The sequence below is a fragment of the Massilia sp. DJPM01 genome, from assembly GCF_030348125.1.
Taxonomy (GTDB): Bacteria; Pseudomonadota; Gammaproteobacteria; order Burkholderiales; family Burkholderiaceae_D; genus Telluria_A; species Telluria_A frigida.
This window is the reverse complement of record NZ_JAQOZV010000005.1, coordinates 145,294-157,741: the sequence shown is the minus strand read 5'-3', so window position 1 is coordinate 157,741 and position 12,448 is coordinate 145,294. Positions and strand designations below refer to the sequence as shown.

Sequence of the window (12,448 nt, the reverse complement as noted above, 5' to 3'; positions counted from 1 at the left end):
GCCAGTGGCGGGACCGACGACTCACCGGTTCCGGGCACAATCCCCCTGCACCATCCCCCGCCCCATCAAAAACCGCCTTCCGGGCCGTAGTTCTGGCTTTTCCCTATGAAAACGCCGAAAAATTCTTGAAAAACACTTGCGTCATCGGTAAATCCCCACCAATATAAGCCGTGCGATGAATTGCGCAATTTCCCATGTGTTCGTTAAGGAGGCTTGAAGATGGCAACAGCCAAAAAAACCCCAGCAGCAGCGCCAGCAAAAAAGGCCGCCGCAGCTAAGCCGGCCGCAGCGGCAAAGCCAGCAGCAGCGAAGAAAGCTGCTCCAGCAAAAGCTGCAGCCGCACCAAAAGCAGCAGCCGTAAAAAAACCTGCAGCAGCCCCACGCAAGCCGAACGCCGCTTTCATGAAGGCGATGACTCCGTCCGCCGTCCTGGCAGCCGTGGTTGGCGCAACGCCGCTGCCACGCACCGAAGTCACCAAGAAAGTCTGGGACTACATCAAGAAGCTCGATCTGCAAGACGCGGCCAACCGCCGCATGATCAATGCCGACGACAAGCTCAAAGCAGTCTTCGGCGGCAAAGCACAGGTATCGATGTTTGAAATGACCAAACTCATTTCCGACCATCTGAAATAAAAAACAGATTGCTCGTCCAAGCCTGATTACAAAAAGCCCCGGTGTCACCACCGGGGCTTTTTGTTTTTCCAGCCTGTGTCATGCGGCAGGCGCCGGACATCATGTCCGGCGCCGCCCCGTTACGCCAGCCGCGGCGTCAGATCCTGCAAGGCGCTACCAGCCTGCAAGTTCTGGAGCGCCGCACCGAATGGCGCCGCCGACAGCAAGGCGTCCGCCGGCGCCAGCGACAAGGCCGCCAGATTGCCATTTTTGGCGTACTGGTAAGCCAGGTCGCCGCCGATGGCCGCCGTATCGCTGCCGCCCAGGTGAAAGCCCAGCAGCGAGGACGACAAGGCCCAGCTGGTCAAGGCCGGATTGGCCTGGCGCGCCTGGTCGAAGGCCGTTGCCAGCCCATCGAAATTGAAGCGCTCGATCTTCTTGTTGTTGATCGCACTGGCCGATGCCGCGTTGTAGTCGCTGCTGCCTTCGATCACCACCTGCAGATTGGCCACGTTGCGGTTGTTGGCACTCAGGTACCAATCCTTGAAGCTGAGCTGCTCGCTGGTCCCGGTGACCAGCACCAGGTCGTTGCCGGATTTCTTGAACAGCAAGTCCGCATACTTGACGCCTTTGCCCAGCGACACGGTGTTGTCCTTGCCGCTGCTGGCCGCGACCGTATCCTGGCCATCGCCGCGGTTAAACGCAATGATGTCGGCGCCAGTCGAGGTGACGATGCTGTCGTTGCCGCTGCCGCCGATGAACAGCTCGTTGCCGCTGCCACCGGTCAGGCTATCGATGCCGGCGCCGCCATCGAACACGTTCTTGCCGGCCGTGTCGTTCAAGGTATCGGCGCCATCCCCGCCCTGCAGGATATCGTTGCCGTCCGCACCGGCCAGGGCATTGGCGGCGCTATTGCCGATAATCAGGTTGTCGAGCAGGTTGCCGCTGCCATTGATGGCCAGGGTGCCCGTCAGCCTCAGCGCTTCGACGTTGGGGCCGAGCGCATGGGTCACGCCGGAGAGCACCTGGTCCACGCCTTCGCCGGCGTTTTCGGCGACACTGTCGGTGCTGTTGTCGAGCACGTACACATCGTTGCCGGCGCCGCCGGCGAGCTTGTCCGCCCCCGCGCCGCCATCGAGCCGGTCGTCGCCGGCGCCGCCGTTGAGGGTATCGTTGCCGCCCAGGCCATTCAAGGTATCGTTGCCGGCGCCGCCGTTGAGCAGGTCGGCATTCGCGCTGCCGTTGAGCACCTGATTCTTCACGCTGACCACCAGGTCGAACACGTCCGACACGCTCAGGCTGCCGCTGTCGGTGGCGGCGACGCGCACGCTGACGGTGGCGCTGGCCGGCGGCGTGCCGCTGAAGGCGCGCGTGGCCGGATTAAACGTCAGCCAGGCCGGCAGCGCGCCACCGTCGGCCAGGGTGGCCGTGTAAGCGAGCTTGTCGCCCGCATCCGGATCGGTAAACGCTGCCGAAGGCACGGTCCAGGCGAACGGCGTGCCCGGCGACGCGGCCTGATCGGCCAGCGCTGCAGCCAGCACCGGGGCCCGGTTGGCCGCGCCGACCACCAGGTTGACGCCTTGCCCGGCGCCATTGCCGGCGCTGTCGGTGCCCCACAGCTGGAACTGGAGCGTGCCGATATTGCCGGCCGCCGGCGTCCCCGACAGCACGCGCGTGACCGGGTCGAACCTCAGCCAGGAAGGCAGCGCCGCGCCGCCGGCCATCTTGACGCTGTAGGTGACCGTATCCCACGCGTCCGGGTCGGTCACGGTATCGACCGGCACCGTGTAGCTGAACAGGGTATTGGCCTTGGCCTGCAAGGTCGGCAGATAGCTTTTGACCGTCGGCGGGCTGTTGCTGCCGGCCCGGTCGAGCATCAGCTGGACTTTGGCCTGGTCCCACACCGCGCCGCCGGCGAAGGCGATCTTGTCGAGCTTGCCGTCGGTGGCGGCGCCATTGCCATCCTGGCCGGTGGCGAAGTAGCCCATCAGGGCCACCTGGTCGGTGCCGCCCTTGAGCATCAGGAACACGTCGTTGCCCTGCTTCATGGCCGATACATCGGTTTCCAGGATGCCGGCGCCGAAGCGCAGGATATCGATGGCGCCCGCGATATCGGTATTCTTGATGGTGTCCTTGCCATCGCCCTTCTCGAACACATACACGTCGTCGCCGGCGCCGCCGTCGAGGTAATCGCTACCCTTGGCGCCGGTCAGCACGTTATTGCCAGCGTTGCCCCACAGGCCGTTGGCCAGTGCGTTGCCGGTGGCGGTGAATGCCTCGTCGCCGTTGAGCGCCAGGCGTTCGAGGTTCTCGCCCAGGGTCCAGCTGAGATTGGCGCGCACGAAGTCGTCGCCCTGGCCGGCCAGCTCCTCGATGCGGTCGCCCTCATCGTCGACTTCGTAGTAATCGTCACCCGCCCCGCCGACCAGCAAGTCCAGCCCTTCGCGGCCAAACATGGCATCCTTGCCCAGGCCGCCGATCAGGGTATCGTTGCCCTCCAGTCCCAGCAGGTTGTTGTCGGCATCGTTGCCGGTAATGAGGTTATCGAGTTCATTGCCGTTGCCGCGCACCGCCTCGCCCACCAGGGTCAGGTTGTCGACACCGTTGGCCAGGATATAGGTCGTGTCGTAGCTGCGGATGATGGTGTCGCTGCCCTCGTCGAGCGCTTCGTTGACCTCGTCGCTCTCGCTGTCGGTCAGGTAGGTATCGTTGCCAAGCCCGCCGCTCATGGTGTCGGCGCCGGCGCCGCCATCGAGGCGGTTATTGCCCTCGTTGCCGCGCAAGACATTGTCGGCATCGTTGCCGCTGCCATCGACGTCCAGGCTGCCGGTCAGGACCAGGCCTTCGAGGTCGCTCGCCAGGGTGTAGCTCAGACCGGTTTCGACGGTATCGAAGCCAGCCTCGCCAGCTTCGACGATCTGGTCGGCCAGGGTATCGACCACGTAATAGTCGTTGCCCTGCCCGCCATCGAGCTGGTCGGCGCCGGCGCCGCCATCGAGCGTGTCCGCGCCCTCGCCGCCATCGAGCGTATCGGCACCGGCAGCGCCATCGAGGCGGTTGTCGTAATGATTGCCGGTGAGGCGGTTGGCGAGCGCATTGCCGCGCCCGTCGATGGCACCGGTGTTTTCCAGCACCAGCGTTTCGATGTTGTCCCCCAGCGCAAACGTGGCGCTGGCCCTGACCGTGTCCTGGCCCTCGTCCGCCGCTTCGAGCGCCAGGTCGGTGCTGGCGTCGACGATGAAGACATCGTTGCCCAGGCCGCCGATGAGCACATCGTTGCCAGCCCCGCCGTCGAGCCAGTCGTCGCCGGCGCCGCCATCGAGGGCATTGACCGAGGCATTGCCAAGCAGGGTGTTGGCGAGCGCATTGCCGATGCCGTCGGCGGCGCCGGCGAGCGCGTCGAGCTCCAGGATCTCTACGTTCGCCGGCAAGGTCGTGCTGACCGAGGCGCGCACCGTGTCCATGCCTTCGCCCGGCAGTTCGAGCACGACGTCGGCCGTGCTTTGCACCAGGTACAGGTCGTCGCCGGCGCCGCCGCTGGCGCTGTCGTCGCCCAGGCCGCCGTCGAGCGTGTCGTTGCCGGCGTCGCCGCGCAGCTGGTCGTCGCCCGCCTGGCCCAGCAGCAAATCGTGACCGCCGCCGCCGCCCAGCGTATCGGCGCCATTGCCGCCATCGATGCGGTCGTCGCCGCCGGCGCCATTGATGCTGTCGGCCTTGGTGTAGCCGGCAATGAGGTCATTGCCTTCGGTCGGCAGCAAAGCCTGTTCGAGGATCGCGGCCAGGTTCCACAGCGTGCCGTCCTGGAACGCAATCTGCTCGATGCGGCGTCCGGTGCCCGCTTCCTTCTCGAAAAATCCCGGTACGCTCAGGCTGTCGCCGCTGCCTTTCAATTGCAGCTGCAAGTCGTCATTGACGCGGGCGATGCGCACGCCGGCGGGGGTGACCCCGGCGCCAAGGCGGATCGTGTCGGTCTTGCCGGGCGTATTGTCATATTCACTGATCAGGTCCTGGCCGCCGCCGCTGCCGAACAGGAACACGTCGTTGCCCGCGCCGCCCATCAGGCTATCGTTGCCGGCGCCACCGTCGAGCGTGTCGTCGCCCTCCTCGCCGGACAGCTGATCGTCGCCGCTGCCGCCATCGAGCGCATCGGCGCCGCCATAGCCGGACAAGCTATCGTTGCCGTCCGCGCCAGCGAGCTGGTCGGCCGTCTCGTAGCCCGTGAGCTGATCGTCGCCGCCAGTGCCGAGCAGCACGCGGCGCTTGACCTCGGCCACATCCCACAGCTCGCCGCCGGCAAATTCGATGCGTTCGACCCGGTTGCGCAGCCCGTTGAAATAGTCCTCGATCGTCACCGTATCGGCGCCGCCGCCCACGCTGAGCAGCAGCGCATTGCCGACCCGCTGGGCACTGGTGTTGGCCACCGTCACATTGGCGCCGAAGCGCAGCACATCGACCTCGCCCTCCGTGCTTTCCGTGTCGCGCAGCACATCCTTGCCATCGCCGCCCGCGAACTGGTACAGGTCGGCGCCACCGGCACCGTCGAGCAGATCATCGCCCGCCCCGCCCTGCAAGACATCGTCGCCGGCGCCGCCCGCCAGGCTGTCGTTGCCGGCACCGCCGTTCAAGCTGTCGCGCCCCGCGCCACCGAGCAAGGTATCATTGCCAGCGGCGCCGGCAATGCTGTCGTCGCCGGGGAAACCGGCCAGCAGGTCGGCCTGTTCGGTCGGCGCCAGGACGCGCTGCTTGACCGTGGCTGCGTCCCACACCACCCCGTCGCTAAATTCGATCCGTTCGAGCTGGGTGACGAACTGCGTGTCGTAGGTAAAGAAGCCGTTGACCTTGACGCTGTCGCCGCTGCCGAAATCGAGCACCAGATCGTCGCCGACGTGGCGCGCGAGCGTGCTGGAGGCGCTGATGCCGCTACCCAGGCGCAGCACGTCGACCATGCCGTCGGCATACCAGCCATTGTTGTCGGTGATGGTATCGCGTCCATCGCCGCGCTTGAAGACATACACGTCGCTGCCGATGCTGCCATCGAGCACATCGTCACCGCGCCCGCCTTCGAGGGTATCGTCGCCGCCGTAGCCGAAGATGGTGTCATTGCCGGCCAGGCCGGCCAGGGCTTCGTTGATCTCGTAACCGTAGATGGCGTCGGCCTGTTCGGTGGCGATGCCGACCAGGGTCTTGACCTTGGCCACCGACCACACGGTCTGGTCGGCGAAAACGATCTGGTCGACCTCGTTGCCGCCGGCGCCATCGCGGTAGAAGTAATCCTTGATCGTCACCTTATCGGCGCCGCCGAAGGCCAGCACCAGGCTGGCGCCTTCGCGCCGCGCCACAGTGCCGGCCGGGGTCAGGCCGGCGCCCAGGCGCAGCGTGACCAGCTTGCCGGCACCGGGCTCGTAGGTGTGGATCACATCGCTGCCATCGGCGCGGTTGAACAGGAACACATCGTTGCCGCCGCCGCCTTCGAGCATGTCGTCGCCCGTGCCGCCGTGCAAGGTATCGTTGCCGCCCCGGCCATCGAGCGTATCGTTGCCGGCCAGCCCGCTCAAGACGTCAGCGCTGGCGGCATAGCCGTACAGCGCCTCGTCGCCGGCGGTGGCCACCAGCACCATGGCCTTGATCTTGTCGATCTCCCACAGCGTGCCATCCTTGAACTCGACGCGCTCGATTTGCAGGTAACCCAAGGCATCGTTGTGGAAGAACTGGCGCACCGTGACCGATTCTTCCTCGCTAAAGCGCAGCACCAGGTCGGTGCCGACGCGGCGCGCCTGGGTGGCGCCCGGCAGCAAGCCGGCGCCCAGGCGCAGGGTGTCGATGGTCTGGTCGCCATTGTCCTGGTCATGGATGATTTCATGGCCATCGCCGCGTTCGTACAGATAGACATCGGCGCCGCCGCCGCCTTCGAGCAAGTCGTTGCCCTTGCCGCCGTGCAGCAAGTCGTTGCCGCCGAGGCCGCTCAAGGTATCGTTGCCGGCCCCGCCATCGATCCAGTCGCCGCGCTGGGCTTCACCTTGCAGCACATTCTTGCCGCGGTTGCCCAGGAGCATGCCGCCGTCCAGCGCATAGCCCACCGGCGTCGGATACGGCAGTTGCGCGCCGATCGCGCGCAGACGTTCGACCTCGAGCGGCGCACCATCCGCTTTCAGGCGCGCCAGCAGGCGCGCCATGCTCACGGTATCGTCGTAGCTGGTGCTTTGCGCCAGTTTCAGCGCCAGGCTGTTGTTCAGGCGCGCCGGATCGAAGGCATCGAAACGGTCCTGGTCGACCGAGTAAAACACGCCATCGAGCCAGCCCTTGTCGAAGGCCTGGGCGGAAAAACTGAGCGCCATGCGGTCGGCGATGAAACCGAAGCGTTCGGCGATATAGCTCTCGTCAAAGGTGGTGCGCCAGGGCGTATAGAAGGAATTGCTTTCGATGAGTTTCTTGCTGATATCGACGCCCGCCAGCGATTCGAGCATCCACACCTTGTCCATGGTGCTCAGTTCGCCGCTGCGCACGCGGCCCTGGCGCACATAGGCCGCGTCCAGGCCGGTCCACTTGGCCATGAACTGGTCGATCTCGTCGCTGACGGCGGCCTTGCCGCTCCCGGCCAGCGCGCTGACATAGGCGCGCAACTCCAGGTTTTCCTGGATCGCATACGACAGGTCGCGCACGGCGCCGAAACCGCGCAGGCGCGGCAGCATCGCCACCTCGCTGTCGAGTTCGAGCTGTTCGTCCAGATGGCGGGCCGGATTCGAATCGGTCAGCGCAAAGTTGACCGCCAGCTCGATATCGGCCACCAGCCGGGCCTGGCCATCCTGGACAAACGCGCCCTGGGCGATGATGCGGTTATCGTTGCTGGCGATGGCCACCTTGGTCGATTCCGTGCCAATCGCGGTGATGCCCAGCTGGTCCAGCGTTTTCAGCTCGCCGGCCTGGGAAATGCCATCCTGGTTGGCATCCTGCCAGACCAGCAGTTCGCTGAACTTGGCGTCGCGGCGGTCGATCACGCCATCGAGATTGCCGTCGAAGCGGCGCTTCAGGCTGCTGAAGCCATCTTCCTGGGCATTGCCGAACAGCTCGGACAGATTGTCGACGAAGCGGTTCTTGTTTTCGTCGGACACCAGCATGCCGTCCGCCGGGCTGATCCAGCCGGTACGCTCGGCGATCGCATCGCTGTTGAAATCGAAGTACACGCTCGACTGGTCGGAGCCGACCGAATTGATGATGCCGTCGTGGTTCAGGTCCAGCACCAGCGGATCGACGCGGGCGCGGGTACGGTTCGGATCGAACGGCGGCTTGGTCGGCACTTCCTTGTCGGTTTCCGACAGATAGATCTCGAGCTGGCCGTTGGACCAGTTCTCGATGGTCAGCGCGCCCTCGGGCCCATTGACCAGCAGGGTCGAGCCCTGCTGGGTGTAGGAGATCTTTTTATCCCACGAATAGTAGACCGTCTCGCCCTTCTTGCGCCAGGCGCCATCGATATAGCGGCGCACGAAACGTACCGTTCCCTGGCCATCGCTGTCGCGGATGGTGTCGCCCCCGGCCGTGTGGTAAAAGTCGAAACCGGCGCCGCCTTCGAGCGTGTCCGAACCCTGGGTATCCCACTTGTCGGTGGCGCCCTTGAGCACATCGTTGCCGCTGCCGCCTTGCAGGGAATCGTTATCGGCCTGGCCATCGAGGGTATCGTTGCCATCGCCCCCGATCAGGGTATCCTTGCCCTTGCCGCCGAGCAGCTTGTCGTTATCGCCGCCGCCGTCGAGCGTGTCGGCGCCGATGCCGCCGTCGAGCGTGTCGTTGCCCTCGCTACCGGAAAGCTGGTCGTCGCCGCTGCCGCCTTCCATGTAATCCTTGCCCTTGCCGCCCGTCAGCACATCCTTGCCGCCCATGCCATACAGGTGGTCGTCGCCCTCGCTGTAGCCGGGCGCGTCGCCGGCGGCGGCGCCGAAGATGGTCTTGTGATTCAGGGAGGAAGGGGTGAGGCGGCGGTCGGTCTTCAGGTCGAGGAACAGGCGGTCGCCGGCCGGCGTGTCGGCACCGTCGGTCTTGTTATCGGCGAGAACCGCCACCAGCATCGCCGCCCGGTCTTTCAGGTAGTTCTCGGTCAGCTGGCCATTGCCGGTGTCTTCGTTGAACACATCGAGCTCGCCGTCGTTATTGAAGGGCGCATAGTTGGCGCCCACCACGGCGAACGGCAGCATTTCGCGCAGTGCGTAGCGGATCGCGATCGCTTCGCCGCTCGAGCCGGGTACATTGGCGCGCGCGGCGATGGCCTCGCTGCTCAAGCCAACCAGGTTGACCAGCTTCAGCGAGCCATTGAGCTTGGTGCGCACTTCATTGATCGCCGTTTGCATGGCCGCGGTGTTAGCGTACACCAGGTCGGGCGGGGTGGGCGTGACCTCGGCGCCGGCCAGGATGGTGCGCAAGCTGTCCACCACTTTTTCCAGCGATTCGAGCGGTTTGTGCGAGGCCGCGTCAAGAATCTTGCGCGCGTCGACCAGGGTCAGCGCCGGGTCCATCCGCTCCAGCAATTCAGCCACGGCCAGCGATTGATTGAGCAAGTCGAGACTGTGGTTCGATACTGGCTGGTTCTCGATAAAGACCGGCAGCTGCTGCCCAAGGGCCTTGGTGAATATCCCTCCGGCACCGGAAATGATCTCGACACCGGCGTCGCCGTACACATGGTTGATTTTTGCGCCCACGGCCGATGGCGTATTCCCGTTGAGCAGGATGTACGGCACGCTGATGCCAGGCGCTTCGAAAATGACGGCCTTGTCGACGTTCTCCAGATGGCTGGCGGTAAACGCCGTGGCCAGGTGGCCGCCGAGCGAATCGCCGGTGACGTCGAAGGTGGTGCCGGCGGGCAGTTTGGCGCCGTCGGCGGCGAACAGCTTCTTATAAAAGGTAGCGAGCGCAAGAATTTGCGCGCCGGCCAGGCCGGTCTGGAAGATGGCCACATCGGCGGCGAGGTCGCGCAAGTCGCCCGAGGTCGCGCTGGCCAGTTCGGTGCCACGGAAGGCGATCACCAGCTTGCCGGTTGCCGTGGTCCGGAACACCGAAGCGGCAAAGCCCGAGTCATCCGAATAATGGTAGACCAGCGAATAATGCTGCGTCACTTCCTTGGCGTGCTCGTCGCTGGCAAACTCGAAGACGATATGGTTGCTTTTGCTTTGCAAATCGGCTTCGGACATGCTCGATCCGGCGAATTCGGTATAGGCGGCGCGGGCCAGCATGGAAAGCTGATAGGTCTCTTTGATATTCACTGTCTACCTTTACTGGTTAAAATAGCTTCGATAAGTCCCTGCGCGCCGGAAGCGAAACGGCTGCCGCAAAAGTCATAGGGTGTGTTGCTGTCGTACGGCGCCGGGGCATCGGGAAACGCGGCCCGGTTGCGCCATCCGCCGACATACGCGTACGTCACCGCGCGCGCCACCAGGGCGCCCGTGGCGCGCTCGGTCATGGTCCAGCGCATGGCGCACAGACGCATGGAGCCCCCCGGGGCGGTGCACGGTTCCATCCGGTGTTCGAGCAGATAGGCGCTGGTGAAGGCATCGATGCGGCGGGCGCGGAAACACGCGCGCGGCAGCGGCAAGACCGGGCCGGGCGCGGCGCTGCACAGATTGTCGACCCGGTAGTAACCCGGCGCGGCCGGCTGGCCGTCGAGCGTCAGGGGCTGGGGCGCATTGCGCCCGCGGAAAGGTCCGCCATCGACAGCGGCCGCGACGCTCGCCGAATCGAATTGAAACTCCACGTACGCCAATTGCTTGCCCACATGGTTGGCGGTATAGGTGGCGGCGATATCGACAATGTCGCCGCTGCCGCCGATGCCGGCCGGGTGCACGGCCAGGCTGTCGAGCCGGTCGAGATGGCGGGCAATCTGGTCGCCGCCGTCGGCCCGGCAGGCGGGCCTGACATAGCGCCACTGGCCGTACAGGCGGTCGATATTGACCAGCCAGTAGGCGGCAAAAGGGGCGCCGAGCATGCCGGCCGTGGCCAGGGCGCGCGCCAGCGCCCCTGTACGCCCGCGCGCGGCGCGCCGGATGCAGAACCACAGGACCAGCGTGACGGCGCCGTAGTAAAGCAAGCCACCCAGCGGATCATGGCCAAAAAACGGCTTCATGCGCAGAAACCGGACGCGGCCGGCACGGCCGTTAGCGGCGGCAATATGGGAGAAAAGAGGTGCCGGTGCGCTGCGCCAATTGCTTGCCCCACCCTGAAAAATGTTTGCTTGCGGATTGCTTGTGGGTTCATGCGGAAAAGGGCCTCGGCCGATTGGCAATATCGGCTGATATTTACATGAAATATAGCTCAAAAGCTACATTTTCGCTACGGAATTATTGCCCGTTTTATACAACCATTATTTTCCCCACAGCATCGGGATAAAAAAAGCCCCACTCTCGCGAGCGGGGCCGGGATGGGGAGCGGCAGGCCTCAGAAACCGAAGGCCGCTTTCATCAGATGGAACACCTTGGTGTTTTCCATCGTCCCCCTGAACACGCCCGAACCGGCGCCGGTGGCGAACAGCTTGACGTCGCCGCCGCCGTGGGTTTCGCCCTTCAGGCGCACGCCGGTCTCCTGATGGTAGCTGTCGGCCAGCGCCGTGGCGCTGTCGACGTCCACGCGCTGATCGAGGCGGTTCGGGCCATTGCCGAACACCAGCGCGGTGTAGGTCTTGCCATCTGCATCGCGCGCCGGCTGGCCATCGTCCACATTGCGCACGATATCGAGGATCGGATTGCCGCGTTTGGCGTACCCGTTCATCACGATCGTATGGTCGTGGTCCGCCGTGACCACCAGCAGCGTATTGCGCAGGCCCGGATCGAGCGTCTCCATCTTGTCGAGCGCCGTCTTGATGGCGTCATCGAAGCCGATGGTCTCGGCCAGTGCATTCTTCACGTTCGAGTCGTGCAGCGCATGATCGATCTTGCCGCCTTCGACCATCAGGAAAAAGCCCTTCGGGTTGGCGGCCAGCAGGTCGATCGCCTTGGAGGTCATCTGCGCCAGGGCCGGCTGGCCGGCGCGCCGGGCCAGCGCGTAATCGAGGTGGCTCACATCGCTGTAGATACCGACGAATTTCCTGCCCTGCGGCGCGGCCTGCATCTCGCTTGCATTGGCCGCCACCGTGTAGCCGCGCGCCGCGAATTCGGCCAGCATGTCGCGTCCGTCGGCGCGGCCCTTCGGATTGCGCGCCGCGTCGAACGGCGTGAAGTGATTGCGCCCGCCGCCCATCAGCACATCGACGCCATCCTGTAGCGCCGGGTTGTAGCCGGCGCCGCCCGGCACGATCTGCGCCGCGATCGAATACGCCATGTCGCGGTCGCACACATGCGAAAAGGTCGACGCCGGCGTGGCGTGGGTCAGTTCCGTGGTCGTGATCGAGCCCACCGACTTGCCGCTGGCCTTGGCCAGTTCGAGAATGGTGGCCGCCGCGCGCCCGTTGCCGGCCGGGCAGGCATCGATGCTGGCGTTGCCGTTGGCATCCTTCTGCGGAGAGAAGGGCTTGGCGTCGGCCATCGAGATGACATCGTTGTTGATCTTGATGCCGGTCATGTAGGCTCCCATCGACGGGGCGCTGTCGGTGGTCTGGGCGTCGTTCGAATAGGTCTTGATGCGCGCCGAGCGCTCCATCCGCTCGAAGTGGAGGAAGCCCTCTTCCTTGTAGCGATAGATGCGCGCGGCGGTGATGGTGGTCGGTCCCATACCGTCGCCGAGGAAGAACAGGATGTTTTTCGCGGCCGGCGCGGTGGCCGACGATGCGGCGGCCGCGAAGGAAGGCGCCAGCGCGCACGAAGCGGCCAGCAGGAGCAAGGGAAAGCGGGAAGGCGTCATGGTCAGTCTCATAAATGGGGCG

At 65.0% G+C, this 12,448-nt stretch carries 4 protein-coding genes; 1 reads left to right on the top strand and 3 read right to left on the bottom strand.

Annotation, left to right across the window (positions count from 1 at the left end; genetic code table 11):
- Positions 1-219: 219 nt before the first annotated feature.
- Positions 220-633, top strand: a complete 414-nt coding sequence (locus tag PO883_RS05725; RefSeq protein ID WP_289308874.1) for an SWIB/MDM2 domain-containing protein — start codon at positions 220-222, stop codon at positions 631-633.
- A gap of 119 nt (positions 634-752) precedes the next feature.
- Here PO883_RS05725 and PO883_RS05720 read toward each other — a convergent pair whose 3' ends face one another.
- The 3 genes from PO883_RS05720 to PO883_RS05710 form a co-directional block, all read right to left on the bottom strand.
- A complete protein-coding gene (locus PO883_RS05720; RefSeq protein ID WP_289308873.1) occupies positions 753-9,860 on the bottom strand; it encodes a calcium-binding protein in 9,108 nt (3,035 codons plus the stop codon).
- Positions 9,857-10,717 (bottom strand): hypothetical protein, encoded by an 861-nt coding sequence (locus PO883_RS05715; RefSeq protein ID WP_289308872.1) that lies wholly within the window; start codon positions 10,715-10,717, stop codon positions 9,857-9,859. Before PO883_RS05715 ends, PO883_RS05720 begins: the two co-directional genes overlap by 4 nt.
- Before the next feature lie 311 nt (positions 10,718-11,028).
- The gene (locus PO883_RS05710; RefSeq protein ID WP_289308871.1) at positions 11,029-12,426 is read right to left on the bottom strand and encodes an alkaline phosphatase; all 1,398 of its coding nucleotides are present in this window, start codon (positions 12,424-12,426) and stop codon (positions 11,029-11,031) included.
- Positions 12,427-12,448 lie beyond the last annotated feature (22 nt).

What these genes read in the sequence shown, in the direction of transcription:
- PO883_RS05725 (WP_289308874.1), top strand. Translation starts at nt 220, where the DNA reads ATGGCAACAGCCAAAAAAACCCCAGCAGCAGCGCCAGCAAAAAAGGCC.
- PO883_RS05710 (WP_289308871.1), bottom strand. Translation starts at nt 12,426, where the DNA reads ATGACGCCTTCCCGCTTTCCCTTGCTCCTGCTGGCCGCTTCGTGCGCG.
- PO883_RS05715 (WP_289308872.1), bottom strand. Translation starts at nt 10,717, where the DNA reads ATGAAGCCGTTTTTTGGCCATGATCCGCTGGGTGGCTTGCTTTACTAC.